The organism is Paenibacillus sp. P4_A7 (assembly GCF_056402455.1).
The window spans coordinates 12,989-30,965 of the sequence record NZ_JBFUHJ010000039.1 but is presented as its reverse complement, the minus strand read 5'-3'; the positions used below and the strand labels follow the sequence as shown (position 1 = coordinate 30,965).

General features: G+C 41.1%; 16 protein-coding genes and 1 pseudogene. 11 read left to right on the top strand and 6 right to left on the bottom strand.

Going from position 1 to position 17,977, the window contains the following annotated elements; all coding sequences use genetic code 11:
• Positions 1–88 precede the first annotated feature (88 nt).
• The 5 genes from AC1DWN_RS08635 to AC1DWN_RS08615 all read right to left on the bottom strand — a co-directional run bounded on the left by AC1DWN_RS08635 (position 89) and on the right by AC1DWN_RS08615 (position 6,626).
• Positions 89–916, bottom strand: coding sequence for a carbohydrate ABC transporter permease (locus AC1DWN_RS08635; RefSeq protein WP_477558493.1), 828 nt, complete (start codon positions 914–916; stop codon positions 89–91).
• A complete protein-coding gene (locus tag AC1DWN_RS08630; RefSeq protein ID WP_477558492.1) occupies positions 913–1,794 on the bottom strand; it encodes a carbohydrate ABC transporter permease in 882 nt (293 codons plus the stop codon). The genes AC1DWN_RS08635 and AC1DWN_RS08630 overlap by 4 nt, the downstream gene beginning before the upstream one ends.
• Positions 1,795–1,875: 81 nt before the next feature.
• On the bottom strand, positions 1,876–3,156 hold the full coding sequence (locus AC1DWN_RS08625; protein WP_477558491.1) for an ABC transporter substrate-binding protein: 1,281 nt from the start codon (positions 3,154–3,156) through the stop codon (positions 1,876–1,878).
• A gap of 130 nt (positions 3,157–3,286) precedes the next feature.
• Complete coding sequence (locus tag AC1DWN_RS08620) at positions 3,287–4,804, bottom strand: response regulator transcription factor (protein ID WP_477558490.1); 1,518 nt, start codon at positions 4,802–4,804, stop codon at positions 3,287–3,289.
• Positions 4,785–6,626, bottom strand: a complete 1,842-nt coding sequence (locus AC1DWN_RS08615) for a sensor histidine kinase (protein ID WP_477558489.1) — start codon at positions 6,624–6,626, stop codon at positions 4,785–4,787. Before AC1DWN_RS08615 ends, AC1DWN_RS08620 begins: the two co-directional genes overlap by 20 nt.
• A gap of 300 nt (positions 6,627–6,926) precedes the next feature.
• Between AC1DWN_RS08615 and AC1DWN_RS08610 the strand changes: the two are divergent.
• The 9 genes and pseudogenes from AC1DWN_RS08610 to AC1DWN_RS08570 all read left to right on the top strand — a co-directional run.
• Positions 6,927–7,088 (top strand): annotated as a pseudogene (locus tag AC1DWN_RS08610) (ThuA domain-containing protein); the annotation flags it as partial.
• Positions 7,089–7,402: 314 nt separating this feature from the next.
• Entirely contained in the window at positions 7,403–8,032 is a 630-nt protein-coding gene (locus AC1DWN_RS08605) for a YhbD family protein (RefSeq protein ID WP_477558488.1), read from the top strand.
• A gap of 14 nt (positions 8,033–8,046) precedes the next feature.
• A complete protein-coding gene (locus AC1DWN_RS08600; protein ID WP_477558487.1) occupies positions 8,047–8,532 on the top strand; it encodes a hypothetical protein in 486 nt (161 codons plus the stop codon).
• Positions 8,529–8,732 (top strand): hypothetical protein, encoded by a 204-nt coding sequence (locus tag AC1DWN_RS08595; RefSeq protein WP_477558486.1) that lies wholly within the window; start codon positions 8,529–8,531, stop codon positions 8,730–8,732. Before AC1DWN_RS08600 ends, AC1DWN_RS08595 begins: the two co-directional genes overlap by 4 nt.
• Positions 8,725–9,396 carry a hypothetical protein gene (locus AC1DWN_RS08590; protein WP_477558485.1) on the top strand — a complete coding sequence of 224 codons (672 nt, stop codon included), beginning with the start codon at positions 8,725–8,727 and terminating at the stop codon, positions 9,394–9,396. The genes AC1DWN_RS08595 and AC1DWN_RS08590 overlap by 8 nt, the downstream gene beginning before the upstream one ends.
• A 326-nt stretch (positions 9,397–9,722) precedes the next feature.
• Positions 9,723–11,333 carry an ABC transporter substrate-binding protein gene (locus AC1DWN_RS08585; protein WP_477558484.1) on the top strand — a complete coding sequence of 537 codons (1,611 nt, stop codon included), beginning with the start codon at positions 9,723–9,725 and terminating at the stop codon, positions 11,331–11,333.
• 148 nt (positions 11,334–11,481) lie between these two features.
• A complete protein-coding gene (locus AC1DWN_RS08580; RefSeq protein WP_477558483.1) occupies positions 11,482–12,489 on the top strand; it encodes an ABC transporter substrate-binding protein in 1,008 nt (335 codons plus the stop codon).
• A gap of 23 nt (positions 12,490–12,512) precedes the next feature.
• Positions 12,513–13,532, top strand: coding sequence for a FecCD family ABC transporter permease (locus AC1DWN_RS08575; RefSeq protein ID WP_477558482.1), 1,020 nt, complete (start codon positions 12,513–12,515; stop codon positions 13,530–13,532).
• Positions 13,533–14,516 carry a FecCD family ABC transporter permease gene (locus AC1DWN_RS08570; RefSeq protein ID WP_477558481.1) on the top strand — a complete coding sequence of 328 codons (984 nt, stop codon included), beginning with the start codon at positions 13,533–13,535 and terminating at the stop codon, positions 14,514–14,516.
• Here AC1DWN_RS08570 and AC1DWN_RS08565 read toward each other — a convergent pair.
• Complete coding sequence (locus AC1DWN_RS08565; protein ID WP_477558480.1) at positions 14,480–15,394, bottom strand: LysR family transcriptional regulator; 915 nt, start codon at positions 15,392–15,394, stop codon at positions 14,480–14,482. The genes AC1DWN_RS08570 and AC1DWN_RS08565 overlap by 37 nt on opposite strands.
• A gap of 122 nt (positions 15,395–15,516) precedes the next feature.
• Between AC1DWN_RS08565 and AC1DWN_RS08560 the strand changes: the two genes are divergently transcribed.
• Positions 15,517–16,680, top strand: a complete 1,164-nt coding sequence (locus AC1DWN_RS08560) for an MFS transporter (RefSeq protein WP_477558479.1) — start codon at positions 15,517–15,519, stop codon at positions 16,678–16,680.
• Positions 16,681–16,927: 247 nt separating this feature from the next.
• A complete protein-coding gene (locus AC1DWN_RS08555; protein ID WP_477558478.1) occupies positions 16,928–17,965 on the top strand; it encodes an NADH:flavin oxidoreductase/NADH oxidase in 1,038 nt (345 codons plus the stop codon).
• Positions 17,966–17,977 lie beyond the last annotated feature (12 nt).

The window sequence follows — 17,977 nt, the reverse complement described above, 5'->3', positions numbered from 1 at the left end:
AGCATTGTCACCGTCGATTGGTATATCAATGCGTAAATTCAAAGTCATCGCAGTCATATTCATGCTGGATATTCTCCTTACTTACCTTTTATTTGATAGAGCCTTCCGTAAGTCCTCCGATAATGTATTTCTGTGTAAAAACATAGAGGATAGTGATTGGCGCCATCGAAAGAGTAAATGCGGCAAATGCCAAGTTATAATCAAAGCTGACTTCTGACTTGAAGTTGTAAATGAATAATGGCAGTGTCCAGAAATCAKGGTGACGGTTTAGCATAATGAGTGGTAATTGAAAGTCATTCCACAACCATAAGCTATTCAATATGAGAATGGTTGCAACGATCGGAAGCATCAATGGGTAGATGATCCGAATAAAGGTTAGCCAAACACCACAACCATCAATTTTGGAAGCTTGATCGAGCTCTAACGGTATGTTTTTTAGATACCCAACACAAAGAAAGAGACCCTGTGCAAAGGATAGGGTAACGTACATAATGATAAGGCCGGTTTGATTAAGCAATTCCAAGTTGCCCATATGCTTGTAAATGGGCAGCATGATGGCCTGAAAGGGAACGAATATACCCATTAGAATGAGGGTATAGACCCACTTATAGTAAAGCTTGTTCATATTACGGGAGATCGCATAGGATACCATTGGAATAGCGATTATCATAATAAGAAGAGATACAATAGTAATGAAGGCAGAGTTTTGGAATATTTTCCAAAAATTAGCTTTGTTAATGACCTGAATGAAATTATCCAAGTATAGGCTGGACGGAGGAGCGAAGAAGCTTTTGGTTGTTTCTGCTCTCGATTTCATCGCAATGGCAATCGTTAAGTAGATCGGAGCCAATATGAACAAAGCACCGATCGAAAGGAAAGAATAGCTGAGAATATAATACGATTTATGCTTTTTCATTGTTGTCCGACCTCCTTCCTCGATAGCAGCTTGATCTGGATGAATGAAATGATGCCGATTAGTAGGAATACATAGATTGCCTCTGCGGTACCGTAACCGAATTTCATCTCGCTCATGCCATGTTGATAGATGAGAAATCCAAGTGATTCCGTTGAATTCGATGGTCCACCGTTTGTCATCGCGACGATATAATCGAAGACGGTAAGTCCGCCTTTAATAGCGAGCACGACGTTCACTGTCAGCATTGGAATTAAGAAGGGAACTGTAACTGAGAAAAACCGTTGTTTTGAACTGGCACCGTCAATAACAGCTGCTTCCATGAGATCCTTGGGTACGCTTGCGAGACCAGCTATGAAAATGACCATAGGAACAGCAAAGCCTTGCCATATATTCGTTAATGCAACGCCAAAGATGGCGGTATCTTTATGTCCGAGTATATTGCGGGATAACCATTCGATACCAAATGCTTCTCCAATAGGAGGAAATAGCGAATAAAAAAATTGATTGAACATCATACCTACAGTAATCATGCTTAATACGGCTGGGAAAAAATAGATGGAACGAAATAATCCGCGGAACTTTAATGATTGGCTTAGCAGTAAAGCAAGGACTAAAGCGACACCTAATTTACCTATTACAATAATTACGGTATACAGAAGGGTGAACATTAAACCATTCATAAATCGTTTGTCTTGCAAAATAGCAATGTAATTTTTCAGACCAACCCAATCGTAGGATAAGGAAAATCCATCCCAGTTCGTCATACTGTAGTATAGCCCGATGAAGACAGGTGCCAGAAAGAAGACGGCATATAGCAAGACTGCAGGGATTGTAAGTAGAATAAATGTGATGCCTGGCTTGATGCTTCGTATATTCATAATCGACCTCCATCGTAGAGAAAGGCGGAAAAACCTTGAACGCTAAACGACTGCAAGGTCTTTCCGCCTTTTTGGTCTTCGTTATTGATTGAATTTGTTGAAGAAGATAGTGTCAAGAGCTTTTAAATATTGCTCAACGTCTTTTGTAACAAACATTTCCTGTGTCGCTTTACCTACTTCAGCATTTGTTCCTGGCGGCCATAGACGTTCGATCGTAGGATAGACTTTTCCTGCTGTAATGAGTTCGGTAAGAGAGACGATCTCAGGAAGTCCAGATTCGACTTCTTTAATTCCAGAAGGATATCCGCCTAATTTCAAGTAGATCGTTACAGATTCCTTGGATGTCATGAACTCAAGAAACTTCCTTGCTTCAGCTTGATTTTTCCCGTTTTCAGGAAGTCCAATTGCTGTATCAACAGAAACTTGTGTCTTCAAATCTGCAGCATTCACTGTAGGAAGAGGGAATAATTCAAATTTCAGGTCAGGATTCGATTCTTTGATTTCTTTGATCGCCCAAATTCCTGTGAACCACATCGCTGCTTTTCCATTGGCGAATTCACGAAGCGCATCATCATAACCGGTACCCATAAGATCCTTTTGACCGTATTGACGAAGATCGAGTATGGATTGTGCAAAAGGTTTAAAGTCAGGGTTATCAGTAATATGTGCTTTACCATTCATGACATCATCCAAAAACTGTTCGATATTTGGCATAGTTTGACCCATTTTGTACACGACCTCCTGACGGATGCCGTTGAAATCTTTATCATGGAAATAGAAAGGAGTAACTCCTTCATTTTTCAGCTTTTCAGCTGTTTCGATGAACTCCGCATAGGTAGTCGGAGGCTGTAGATTGAATTTCYCGAAAATTTCCTTATTGTAGTAAACGCCAAGCGTTGCAACTCCAATTGGAACCACGTAATTTTTGCCATCAATTTTACTTAAATCTGCGATAGCAGGCTGAACGTTGGCCATCAAAGGATCGTTGGTTAAATCCAATACGCGGCCTTCTTTGGCAAGTTGTTGAAACACTGAGTTATGAGGGTAATGGGTAAATATAGGAGGAGCATCATTTGTTGATACCCGCATCGTCCATACATTCTCTGGATTCGGTACATTGTTCTGCTCTACAGTGATGTTCGGGTTTTCTGCCTCAAATTTCTTGATCAGTTCATTGACCACTTCGGTTGCTTCCGGCTTCATTTGGAAATATTCAATCTTTACCTTCTCGCCACTGGCTCCGGCATTACCTTTAGAGTTGTTGGGTGCGCTTTCAGGTGTGTTACTTGAACATCCTGCAGCTGTCACCATACTTAGGCATACTAGAGCAGCGATTCCGCTCTTTATCAAACTTTTCTTCATTTACACAGCTCCCTTTTTTGTATTGTTACTTGTTGTACGTGTCTCATTGTAGCAAGGAGTTGGCTGATTAAAATAGGAGAGAACTGACCCTCTTAATAGGACAAAACTGCTTAATATTTTGATTATTTTCTCATTCCAATTCATACAGGTTTTTTTTGTTTCTGTATTTCCCAGGTGTTTCACCGTAACATTTTTTATACATTTGGATAAAGTAAGAGTAATCGTTAAAGCCTACTTCACTTGCAACCTCTGAGACGGAAAGCTCCGTGTAACTTTCAAGCATTTGCTTGGCTTTCTCCATCCGCACAGAGAGCAAGTAGTTAGCAAAACCCATCCCGCTTTTTCTTTTGAATAGACGGCTAAGATAACTTGGATCTACAAAGTACTTGTTCTTCGCTAAATCCTCTAGCATGATTCGTTGTTTATAGTGAATATCCACTTCTTTTTTTATATTTTCGATCATATCCATTTTGTCTGACACTTGCTTTAATTGCTCACACACGATATGCAGCTTCTTTATTAGCTTCTGCTGTAATTCATGAATAGAAGTATATTCGAATAAGCTTCGCTGCCTAATAAAAGGAACGGTGGCGGACTCCTCGCTGCTGCGATCAATAAGCGTATTCAGGAGATTGACCGTAGCAGCGAACCAATCTTGAATCATATATACTGAAAACCGCTGCTCTGAGGCTGTCTTGATCCAGGTATGAATCATCTCGTCTGCATCTTTTAGTTGATAGCTTACTATTTTACGGTTGAAACGGTCTGTCCATTCCTTAATCAGCTGGGCGTCATAAGTGAAGGTTGTCGATATTTCAGCACTGCTTACAATCTCTCTAGTAGCGGTTATGAGACTTTGCAAGGCCGCGAGCCGAGCTTCCATGTAAGATTCGTCTAAAGCTAGTAAATCCGATGAGGCGGGACTGCTCCCGACGGCGAGGCAGGAACTATCCGGTTCTTTTAGCCATTGCCGTATGATGGTATTACACCCGAAGTGCGGCCCGCTTTGTTGTTGCTTCACAGTATCATGCTTGCAAAGAATCAATATAATTAACAGCTGTTTATGATGCTTATCGCTCGTTACAACAAGATCATAGCCGCTCAGAGATATTTCCTTCTTGAGCCTATCCTTCAGGTGATCGTTTTGCAGAGGGTTTTGCCAAATTACGAACGTCTGATACCACTGAATCTTCTCATCAGTTGCAAATGAGGGAATAGCAGAATTCTTTTCTCCATATAGATAGTTGATCAGAGCTAGTTCTCTTTTAGATTCTGAGCTAACTTCAAAACGTTCTTTTATTTGATTAAGTAAGGGATATAATTCCTGCCGATCAATAGGCTTTAGTAAATAATGCTCCACTTTATAACGAATAGCTTCCTTGGCATAAGAGAAGTCGTCATATCCGCTAATGATAATAACAGAGGTTTGTGGATAATGGAGATGAATATAGGCAGATAACTCGATGCCGTCCAATCCAGGCATGCGGATATCCGTAAGAACTAGATCGAGATGGGAGGCTTTGAGCGCCTCTAGTGCATAATTACCGTCCTCCGCCTCCAATACCTGAACCTTGTCGTCCCAGTCAGAAACCATCTGTAAGACGGCTTTTCTAGCAAAAAATTCGTCATCAGCCACTAGAATTTTCAATGTTGTACATCTCCTTGATGATTGGTATATGAATGGTAATAGAAGTTCCTTTATTTTCACTGCTGGTTACCTGTATCCCATAGCTCTCGCCATAGAAATACTTAATACGAGAATGGACATTGCTAAGTCCAAAGTTGCGCTCTGATTCATTGTTGATGATAGAGTGAGAGTGACTCTCTCCAAAAAGTGCCTTTAATTCATTGAGCTTGTCTTCCTTTATTCCGACGCCGTTATCTTGAATACGTATGAAAAGGAAATGTTTTCGCTGCTTGATCGTTAGCCTTAGTGTACCTTCCCCGCCCTTTGGCTCTAATCCGTGATAAAATGAGTTTTCAATTATCGGTTGGATCAAAAATTTCAAAAGTTTGTAGTTAAGAACCTCTGGGCTTATTTCGTATTCTACGAGGAATTTATTATAGAAACGAATTTGCTGAATTTTGATGTAGTTATCGATCTGCTCTAGCTCTTTTTCTATCGTAACTTCATCCCCATGCTTAATATTGTAGCGATAGATGCTGGATAAGCTCTTAGTCATGATTGAAATCGTATCGATTCGATGAAGCTCGGAAATCGAATGGATCGTATTCAACGTGTTATACAAGAAATGGGGGTTAATCTGAGATTGCAGCATTTTAAGCTCGGCTGTTTTTTGCAGATGACTAGACATTATTTCTGATTCTCTACTCGATTTCAAACGTTCGATCATCGCATTATAGCTATTTATAAGTCTTCCAATTTCATCCTCTCGTTCACTCCATGGCATGACTTTATACAAATGATCGGTATCTATCGTTTTCATAGCTCTACTTAATTTTAATATAGGGTTAATGAAATAATTATGGAAGAAAAAGGCGAACGTCAATGATGCAATTAAGGCCAATATGCTGAAGAGAACATAATTCAACGTATTGCTTAAAAATGTATTGTATATTTGATTAACCGGAATGTATTGTATGATCTTCCACCCGGTTACAGGGTTTATACTGCCGCTAATCATATATAATTGTTTGTTCCACTCTACATGCGAGATATGATCAGAACCTACGGATAAATCTTTAAAATGCGACTGGAGCTGAACGGATCCAGGCTCATTTAATTGGTCGACTCGGCCATCAGATTTGTAGACGACTGTATCTCCTGAGAGAACGATGGTCCCYAGTTTCAAACCCTCCTCTGAAGATATACCTCCCAGCATGTTTTCGATAGCATTATAAAATATGTCGATCTTCGCATAGCCTTCTTTGCCACTTCTTGTATTGAGATCAGATAAATACCGTACGATAGAGATATGCTCGTTTTTATGTTCCATTGTTCCAGGTCGTAAGGGAACAGAAACAACAAAATTGCTCGATCTTAATGTTTCTTTTCCTATGCTGCGGACGGTATTCACGATTTCACCGGCTTTTTCCGGTTTGCTTCCATAGATATTACCATTAGGAGCAAGTACCGATATCATAGCAATATTGCCATTGATTAAGACGAATTGCTCTAATGAGCTATGCATATAATTCGAATCGTCGATTTTTTGCTTATCGAAAGTAGGCTTTGTTTTCTGCATAATGGTGTTCAGCCTGGTCTCCGTTAAATAAAAAAAAGTATTGCGTGAGAGATTATTGATAAAGTCGTCAATCGTGACGTTCGTTCGGGTGTTTAGTTGTGTCAGAATGTCTTCATAATCGGAATTGGTTTGCTTGTACAATTGTAGCCCCGATAGGAATAAAGCCAATATAACGGGAATGACTATAATGATTAGATACGTTAAAACGAGCTTGCTTCGGAACGTTGTCCGATGAAATGGCTTGAATAAATAGCGGTGCAGCATCTGAAATCCTCCTCTAGAATGTCTATCAATGGAGATGCGGCTCACGAAACCGGTCCCTGAAAGGTTTGGGCGAGCAATCGTTAAAGCGTCTGAACGTATCATAGAATTGGCCGAGGTTGGACATTCCTACCGACTATGCGGCAGGATCACGTAATCATATTTTGCCAAAATAGGTCTCCTTAATGTCGCTTATGACAGAATACCATATAAATTGAATTAAATAGGCAATCGATTGTTAAAAGTTCTTCAACTAAAATGAAGACAGATTAATTAATATAAAGGGAGTGTTCGTAATGAACAATTGTGGAAAGAGTGTACCGACGTGTGCTGCAAGGGATGGGGCTAATTGTTCTTCACTCGGGTCATTTTTCGAAAATATTCAAGAAGCTCATGGGAACCTCCTGTGATCTTAAATGGCGTGAAGCGGATGAGAAGGAGCGCATTTGGGTCGTGAATCCGGGGGCCGCTCCGGTTAATCGCGAGTCCCCTCGTTATGGTAATGCTAAACCACTTGAGACTATAAAGGGGAACACGAACAATGCTTAAGGTTGGTGTAATCGGTATTGATATGATTAAGATTTTGTCTGCGATTTACGAATCAGCGGAGCTGGGTCAAGAAATCAGGATCTTACGGTAGTTAAATTTCAGATTCAAATAAGCGAACTTAGGGTTCGTTTCTTTGTTTCTTCTGTTAGTATCGCAAATCGTATAATGTCACCAATCTGCATTTACAACGTAACAGTGTTATGTTACGATCAAATTGAGAGGTGATTTTAATGGATAAGGATTTAATTTCAAAGAAGGAGCTACTGGATTTAACCGGTATTTCGTATGGTCAATTGTATCGTTGGAAACGAAAGAAGCTAATTCCCGAGGATTGGTTTATCCGTAAATCTACATTTACAGGGCAGGAAACCTTCTTTCCTAAGCAAAGTATACTGGCTCGCATCCATAACATTATAAATATGAAGGATGATCTTTCTTTAGATGAACTGGCGGGTAAGTTATCCGATACCACTTCTTTTAAAAGTACAGCATTAACAGCGGAGGAAATTGAATTACGTAACATTGTTTCGTTAACGACTTTGAAAAAGTTTGGCAGGTTGTCTAGTAAAGAAGGTAAACATACTTTCGAACAGCTGGTTCATTTATATACTATTGACTACCTTCTTAGTAGAGGGGAAATGAGTTTGGACGAGGCGGAACTGCTCTTTCAAACCTTAAATGAGAAGACTGCGAGGTTTGAGGGGAAGAGCTGGGATCTATTTTTCATGCGAAAAATGGGGGTAACTTCTTTTATTATGGCGTATTCGCCAACTGAATTAGTATTTGACGAAGGAGTAAGGCTTGTTGCCAAACTATGTCTTGAAGATTTAATTGAACAATTAAAAGGTAAGCTTTCTTAATGGAGGGAAGGATTATGGAGAAAAATCAGTTGTCAGATTTGATTATAAATGGTGTTAGTGGCGCCGGCGGGGGTACCTATAATAACGTTAAAATAGATGGTGTAGGCAATATCAATGGCTCAATAGTGACGCGTAATTTTAGAGGGAACGGGCTTATGCATTTGAATGCTGACATTACGGCAGAGGAAATGGAATGTAATGGCAGGATGAAAGTGAAGGGCAATCTGCGATTTGGAAATATGAAGGCGGACGGTATGCTTACAATCGGGGGTGGTCTTAGTGGCGAAAGCTGTACACTGAACGGAATGATGAGTATAAAGGGCGATTGTGAGCTTGAAAACTTTACAGGTAAAGGGGGATTCACAGTCGGCGGTTTACTCAGTGCGGGACAAATGGAATTCAGCCTTCATGGGCAGGGGAAAGCCAGCGAGATTGGTGTTGAAAGCCTAGTTATTCGGCAGGAGAAGAAGAGCGTCTGGAGTAAATATGGGGCGGTATGATTCCAAAATTAAAATCTGAGCTGCATGCCGGGGTGATTGAGGGAGATTRCATTGATCTGGAATTTACGACAGCGGATATTGTTAGGGGCAACGTAGTAATCATCGGCAATGGCTGCTCTATTGGACGTGTAGAATATCACTCGAAGCTAACTGTATATCATGGTGCGAAAATTGTGAAGGAGGAGAAGGTGAGTGACTGAGCTAAACCGGAATGATATGAAGATATTAGGAACGACAACGTCAGCGGGTGGGTTTTATCAAAATGTGCACATAACCGGTGAGTGTCAATTTAATGGAGATGTGGATTGCCAGAAGCTAAGCTTGACAGGGCAAGCCCATATAGCTGGTAGCCTCCGAACTACTGATATGAAGATAACGGGCGAATGTAGCGTTGATGGAAGCCTTAACGGACTTTCCTTGCGAGGTCGGGGTGAGTTGAAGACAACTGAGGGGCTAAGGATTGATAGGTTTAACTTTTCTKGCAATCTAGATGTAAAAGGTGATTGTGAAGCAGAGGAGTTAAGGCTTTCCGGCGCAGCCAGTGTGGATGGATTACTCAGTGCAGACCGTCTAAATATAAGTCTGTTCGGACCAAGCTGGGCTAAGGAAGTCGGGGGCAGTGTAATTAGTATTAAACGAAGTAAAGCCGGAACACTTCTAAAGCTGGTGAAGAATAAGGAAGAGGCTTTTTTTAAGGCTGGATTAATCGAAGGTGACAGTGTAGAGCTCCAGTACACGATGGCTGATATGGTTAGAGGAGAAGATGTAATTATCGGCACGGATTGTGAAATTGAGAGGGTAGAGTATCGAAGTGCACTGAAGATCCATAAGAACGCAAAAGTGAAGCATCAGGTRAAGCTGTGATTTAAATGTTGATGGAGTATAGATGGCATAGCGTGAGTAATACGAGCAAACTAAATACGAGCATGAAACAAATGCCAAAACCACTGAGAAATCAAAGGTTTTGGCATTTTTTCCGAGATTACAGATTATGATACTTTTGGTTAGTCGACATAAATAGAGTCTTGTAGTAACTTCAGTCTAGTTAGGTATGGCGTTGAAGTGAAATTCATTATCCAATAAAAGGATATCCGGCGCGCAGTCGTAAATGCACTCTGGCTTGCCTTTTTTGTTATAATAGTCATTATGGAAGACCTTCTATAATTGAACGGTTTGGGAAGGAATGAACAATGAACATATTTAAACAATTAAATGAGATGATATTTCATGTCTCCCGCGTCGAGCACATTCTGTGTACGGATGAATGGCGGCTGGACTCACATTTTCTATCAACCTATCAAATTATGTTTGTTAATAGAGGTACTGGTACCTTAAGCATTAATGGAGAAACTCATTTAGCTGAGGCGGGCAAAACATTTTTTCTGAAGAAAGGAAAAAAAGTTCAAGCCATATCTAAGCTACTAGAACCGATGGAGTTCTATATGATCTCTTATTCGTACAGTAGTCGGTATCAAATGAACGGAAAATGGCAGTTATTTAAGGAGGAAGGGTTTGAATTTCCGATTGAGGGAGAGATTAATGTTGGAAATCAATTGYAGGTGCTCCGTTTATTAGAACAATTGTATGAATGTGCTGAAGAGCAGGCTGATCTGCGGGAATATCGGCAAACAAGCTTGTTTATGGAATTCATCTACATGGTCATGAAGGAAATTCAAGAACCAACGGATGATTCGATAAAGGGGATGGAGCTTTCCTTCGACTACTTGAAAGAGAATTATATGAAAACGACTTCGCTTGAGYTTCTATCCCAAATGGCAGGCTATAGTCCGAGTTATTATTCCCGTTTATTTAAGAAAATCAAGGGAGTCAACTTGACATCCTATATCACTAAGCTGCGGATAGAACGCGCTAAAGAATTGTTACTCCTATCTAATAGTTCTTTTCAGAATATTGCTCAATCGGTAGGGTACAATGAAGAGTCTTATTTTAGCCGAATGTTTAAGAAAGAAACAGGGAACAGCCCAGCTCATTACTTGAGAACGCATCAAAAGAAAATTGCAATTATGCGGCATAGCTTTAACGGTGATCTGTTAGCCTTGGGAGTGACGCCTCATGTATCTGTTCGATTATCGAATTGGAATCATTTTCACCTCAAAGATCAATTGAAAAACTCCCATCTCATTGTGTCCTATGATCCGAATAAACTAGATGACTTGATTCGATTCCAGCCTGACATTATTGTTAGTAATCGTGAATGGGGGGAGCAGAACAAAGACCTGTCGCAAATCGCGCCAACGGTTGTTATTTCCTACTGGGAGTCGGAATGGAGAGAGAGATTTCTACAGATTGCGAACATTACGGGGAAACATAAGGAAGCAAAAGCATGGATGCACCGATACGACAAAAAAGCGATACAGGCTAAGGAAGCCTTAAGTGCGGAGATAGGTGATAAAACAGTACTTATACTGAGAATTATTGGCGGTAAGCTACGAGTATATGGAATGGACCGTAATATGGGCTGTGTATTATATCAAGATCTTCAAATAACCCCGCCGCAGGAAGTGAAGGCGATTAATTGGAGAAAAACAATATTACTAGAGGAACTGCCGAAGTATGACGCTGACATTATCTTCATGATGTGTTCATCCAAAGCAGCCGATCAGAAGTTATGGCAGCATGTACAAGCAAGTGTAGAATGGAAACAATCCACAGCGGTACGGAAACATCATTGTTATATGATAGACATGTTTCCATGGATTGATTATTCGGCATTAAGTCATGATCTGATGATTGACAATGTCTTGAAGTTGCTCATTCCCCCGATGAAAGTTCTCAAATAACAAGAAACTTAAAAAAACGGAACAAAATTGTTCATGGTTTATTTGAAAACTACCGTATATAATCTGTTAAGCAAACAAATGAGAATGATACTCAATACTACTTGTGAGTGTGAGAAGAACAGAAAAGCTTTTAGGGGGAGAATGAACGATGTTTGGTATGAAAAAATCAACAGTTTCAATTGTTGTTATTTTGAGTCTTTTATTATTGGCTGGTTGTAATGGGAATAATAAGGAGAGTTCAAGTACGAATGCTGGCAGCACGAATAATTCTAGTGGAACAGTAGCGACACCACAGCCTTCTGATACAGGAAATGCGTCACAAGAGAAGACTATTAAGCACGCATGGGGTGAAACGACGATAAAAGGAACACCWATTAAGATCGTCGCACTGGACTATGCATTTATCGATATGTTAAGTGTTCTTGATATTCAGCCTATCGCTACAGTAGGGATAGGGGAGTCTGGCTTTCCCGATTATCTCGTTGATAAATTAGACGCGTCAAGCATCACCAATGTAGGTCAAGCGAAACAGCCGAATCTGGAAGTACTCACATCCGTGAAGCCTGATCTCATTATCGCGAATCCAGATCGACACGAGATGATTAAGGATCAACTCTCTGATATTGCGCCCACCATTGCTTTTGACGATGACAATTACGAGGAAGTATTGGCTAATCTAAGCCTACTTGCTGATGTGGTTGGCAAAAAAGAACAAGGTGAAAAGGTGAAGCAAAATATTGAGTCCAAAATTAAGCAAGGTATGGAAAAGATGAAGACGGCTCCTAGTGTTTTGGTTGTTGGTGCGTTTGAAGATGAATCAACAGTATGGCTTAAAAATTCATTCGTCGGTTCACTGCTTAGTGGGATTGGAACTAATTATTTGTTTGAAGGTGAAAAGGATAATACGGCTGCCGAAAGTAAAACAGATATTGCTAAACTTAGTCTTGAACGGCTTGGCGAATTTAACCCTGACTATCTCTTTGTTTATGGAGAACCTGAAAAATGGCTGGAAAATCCAATCTATAAAAACTTAAAGTCAGTTAAAGAGAACAAGGCTATTACAGTAAGTCGGGATCTTTGGTCTAAAGGCCGCGGACCACGTGCGGCAGAACTCATTATTGATCAAGCATTGGAAATAATGACAGGCGATAAATAATATCATACCCGGGAGGTGGAGCAGTGAAACAACTGCATTCGGGCATGAGGGAGCAGACAAAGTCTGCTCCCTATCTGTTCGTAGGATTGTTTGTACTCGTAATTGTTTTAGGAGTTATAGGCACCTTTGCCGGTGTGAAAGGGCTAGGTTGGAATAATTGGTCGGACTTGTTGAATCGAGAAGAATCGAATTTACTGGCCTATAAAGTTTGGGGAGTCCGACTTCCTCGAGTTGTGTTGGCTATCATACTAGGCGCCGGCTTAGCTGTTTCGGGATGCCTGTTGCAAGGAATAACAAGGAACCCATTAGCTGATCCAGAAATTATAGGTATTAATCAAGGGGCATGCTTTTTTGTTGTTTTATCATTGGTTTTGTTCGGATTGGAGGATGTATCGGTCACGATTCTCATTGCTGGCTTTATCGGTGCTGCTGTGGGAGGGAGTCTTGTTTTTATTTTGTCTCAACGTGGAGGCTATTCAGGAACTCGTCTGTTGTTAGCGGGAGTTTCAATCGCCTTATTCATGGGCTCTTTAACGACTGGATTCTTAATACTTAATGAAGATAGCTTATCCGAAATATTATACTGGATGGCTGGCAAGCTATCAGGAGCCACATGGATAGATGTAAAGCTAAGTCTATTTTGTGTTGTTCCTGGTACTTTGATAGGTTTATTGTTTGCAAAGTCCTTTAATATTTTTTCATTGGGTGAGGATGTGGCTATGGGACTTGGGCAAAATGTGGCTCGCCTCCGCAAATTCGCTTTTTGCATCATTATTGTCATTATAGGCGGAGCGGTAGCCCTTGCAGGCCCAATCGGATTCGTGGGCTTAATGGTTCCCCATATGGTCAGGTCACTAGTTGGGACGGACTATCGAGTCGTGTTTCCTTTATCAGCATTAGCCGGAGCTTGTCTGCTCCTTGCCGCTGATATAGGCGGGCAATGGGTCTTGTATCCTACAGATACACCTGTTGGAATTGTTACTGCTCTTCTAGGTACCCCCTTCTTTCTATATCTGATGCGGCGGAAAAAGGGGGATAGTTAAATGAATAATAAAAAACAGCGTTTTAGGCTTACTATTTTTGTAGGCAGTCTACTCTTACTCATCTTTATCGTGCTCAGTTTGCGTCTCGGGGCTGTAAACATTCCATTTAGTCAGTTAGTAGAAGAGATTAGCCAGAGAGAAGGTATTGTTTTTGATTATCGGCTGCCACGTCTGATTATTGCCATATGTATTGGTATCAACATGTCAATAGCCGGTGCCATGCTGCAAGGTGTCACAAGAAATCCTCTTGCCGCACCCGATGTCATCGGGATAACCGCCGGAGGCGGGTTGGCCACGGTCATCCTCATACTGGCATTTCCTCAATTTTCACAAAATATGCTACCTTTCTTCGCGTTTGGCGGTGCAATATGTGCGGGTTTGCTTATTTTCTTATTGGCATATAAAAAAGGAATTAAACCTGATCGCCTTGTGCTTTGCGGAGTCGCTGTGAGCAGTGGCTTACAGGCTCTTATCACATTAATGATTGTGAAGTTTGCCCCAACTGCGGCGCAGGCACTTGTCTGGCTCAAAGGCAGCTTATATGCTCGCACATGGGAGCATGTGGATCTTATATGGCCATGGACAGTTGTAGGCACAATAGCAGCCCTACTGAGTTACCGTCAGTTAAATGTTCTTCTGCTAAGTGAAGATACAGTAGTCGGCTTAGGTTCGAAAATTAATCGGACAAGGCTGATGATGATTATTATCGCAGTTTCGTTAGCTGGGAGTGCGGTGGCGGTTGCTGGTACGATTGGGTTTATCGGTCTAATAATCCCTCATCTCGCAAGATTATTGGTCGGATCTGACTTTCGTCTGAGCTTGCCCACTTCAGCTGTACTAGGGGCAGCTTTAGTTGTTCTTGCCGACACGGTGGGACGTATTGTAATGCCGCCGATAGAAATTCCTGTAGGTATTATTACATCGTTGATCGGTGCCCCGTATTTTGTTTATTTGCTTTTGAGAGGCAGGATATCAGCGAAATAGGAGTGGAAAAAATCGCTGAGCCATTCTGCCAGCTGTTTTTGGGCATGGCTTATAAAACGGTCGGAACGATATACAAGCTCTAAATGGCGAAATGGCGTATGTTCAGTAATAGGAATGGATACGATATCATCGTGATTCGGTAAACCTTTCAGCACATTCCTAGGCTGAATCGTAGCGCCTATACCAGCACGGACGAGTTGAAGAAGCGAAGTAGCTGTACTTGTTTCCATTACAGTCGTTAAAGCAAAACCATGCTCTCTGCAGATGTCCTCAACAAGTTCCCGACCAAGAAAGCCTCTTGGATACATAACAATGGGAAGATGCTCTAATTCATGAAGCGTTATTTCCTTCTTGTCAGCTAGCGAATTTGTGGTGGAAACAAGCAAATGATAAGGTTCCGAACCAAGAGGTACTTGTACTAATCGAGTGTCCGATGTACTTCTTAGTCCAATGCCAATATCCACCTTATTACCGAGAACCTCTTCTTGGATACGGAGAGTCGAAAAGGCTTGAAGCTGTACAGCAGGAAATTTCTGATGAAAATGAATAAACAAGGGTACTAGTTGGAAATCCAAATCTGAAGGGAGAACTCCGAGACGGATAGTTCCTCGGTCTCCTGAAGAGAGCTCAAGTATACTTTTTTTTGCATCCTGCTCTGCTTGAAGCATTTTCCCTCCATGCACGCGCAGCAATGACCCAGCTTCTGTTAAAACAATTTTTTTGCCTACTCGGTCAAAAAGCGGCGTTCCAAGCTCGTCTTCTAGTACACGAATTTGCTGGCTTAACGTTGGTTGACTGATACCAAGTTCATTGGCTGCTTTCGTAAAATGAAGATGCTCGCAAACGGCTAAAAAATAGTGTATATGTCGTGTGTCCATTTAAATACTCCTAATATAATAGTTAATTACTATTATTATAATAGAAATGATAGTATTGATCAATGTTGGGTCAGCCTCTATACTCAAGTGACTTAGAATGAAAGAATAGAGGAGTGACACTGATGCGAAAATTTTACTTATTACTTGCTATTTTTTTGGCGGCATTGAATTTGAGACCGGCCATTACATCCGTTGCTCCCTTATTGGAGACAATACAAGCAAGTTTAGGTATGAGCGGCCTAACGGCAAGCTTATTGACTACGCTCCCGGTATTATGTATGGGCGTGTTTGCTGTTATGGCGACTAGCATTCGGGATCGATTAGGGCTAGAACGTACTATTTTTATAGCATTAATTCTTATTACGGTCGCAACTGCTTTACGAGGAGTTGGAAGTTCGGGAGCTATGCTGATTATAACCGCTGTTATTGCAGGTACGGGCATCAGTATAGCTGGACCATTGTTGTCAGGATTCATCAAAAAGTATTTCCCAAAAAATCCGGGAGTTGTGAGCGTGTATTCTGTATCGATGACAGTAGGTGCAGGAATAGCTTCGGCGTTTTCCATTCCAATTTATACACGGACAAATCACAGCCTGTCCTTAACACTTGCTTGCTGGGCATTAATGGGGTTAGTTGCCTTAATTATTTGGGCAGGGCTTATTAAACGCAAGGAAATAGCGGGAGGCACAGCACGTTCCAAGCTTCCTATTCACAATAAGAAAGCACTTAAGATGACCCTGTTTTTTGGGTTAATGTCGAGTATGTTTTATTCCGTAACAGCTTGGATTTCTCCAATTGCCCATAACTTCGGCTATAGTAAATCAAGTGCTGCTATGCTGCTTACCATTTTTACAATCGTGCAAATACCGGTAGCTATGACGCTGCCATCAATAGTAACTCGATTTGGCAATCGTAAACTGTTTCTAGTGCTTTGCAGTTTATTTGAACTTGTTGGTATTATTATGCTTTTGCTGCATCTGCCCATGATGCCTGCCGTAATATGCCTTGGCATAGGTGCAGGTGGTTTATTCCCGCTTGCTTTAATGCTGCCGATTGTTGAAACGAAAACAGCTGAAGAAGCAGGGGCGTGGTCGGCGATGACCCAGAGTGGTGGATATATTATAGGTGCAATGGGGCCACTTGTTATTGGTTTGATATATGACCAAATGGGAAGTTTTACACCTGCTCTTGTGACTATGCTCGTTGTAATTATGGTTATGATCGGTGTGCAGCTACAAATTAATAACACTGAAGTAGTAGTGAAATCTGAGGTTAGAGCTAGCTAAATAAATGAGAGGGCTAAATGCAGAAAATCCGAACGAGATTATAGACGTTCGGATTTTCACTTTTTATATTAAGCCATTTCATCATATTCATATTTCTTCGCTTCGAACAGGAACTTATTTATGGTTGACAGCTGCCTCCACTTTTAATATATTATAATATATGCATGTGCATGCATTTAATATTTTATTGACTTTTAGTGTACATGAGCATACTGAATATAGATCTTTTATAAAGAGGAGAGATATCATGAAGGATTTATTTACACCTTATGAAATGATGGGGCTAAAACTGAAAAATCGTGTGGTAATGCCTCCGATGTGCCAATATTCTGTAACGAATAAAGATGGAATCGCTACTGATTGGCATTATATACATTATGTGAGTCGAGCAATCGGTGGAGCGGGTTTAATTATTATTGAAATGACAGACGTTGAGCCTGATGGCCGTATTTCTGATTATGATTTAGGAATTTGGTCCGATGATCAGATTCCAGCGTTGGCAAAAATTGTTGAGGCTTGCCATTCCTATGGCGCTAAAGTGGGCATACAAATTGCCCATGCGGGACGCAAAGCGGAAGATGCAGCAGTTCCTGTAGCTCCATCTGCCATTCCGTTTAACTCTGATTCTAAAACGCCTAGGGAACTAATGACTGAAGAAGTGAAAGGAATGGTCGAGAAATTCCGTTTGGGTGTACAACGTGCTATCAAAGCGGGAATTGATGTCATTGAGCTTCATGGGGCACATGGTTATCTCATTCATCAGTTTCATTCGCCTATAACAAACCGCAGAACCGATGAATATGGTCAAGATCTAACCTTATTCGGTAAAGAAGTCATTCTTGCGGCCAAAAGTGAAATGCCTGCAGATATGCCATTAATCATGCGTATTTCCGCTAAGGAATATGTAGAAGGCGGATATGGCATTAACGAGAGTTTGATGCTCGGAAAGGCGTACAAGGAAGCGGGAGCAGATATTTTCCATATCAGCGCAGGCGGCGAAGGGCCTATTGCAGCTGCTGGGAAGCCAGGCACACATGCAGCTTATCAAGTTCCATTGGCTAGGGAGTTTAAGCAGAACTTGAATGTACCTGTGATTGCGGTCGGAAGATTGGATGAACCGGTGCTTGCGAATTCAGTGATCGGCAATGAAGAAGCCGACCTCGTTGCGGTAGGAAGGGGAATGCTGAGAAATCCTTATTGGGCGTTGGAGGCTGCAGTTCAACTTGGTAAAGAAACAGATATTCCAAAACAATATGGATTAGGATTTCCCAGAACTAAAAGATAAGTAATAGTAAAT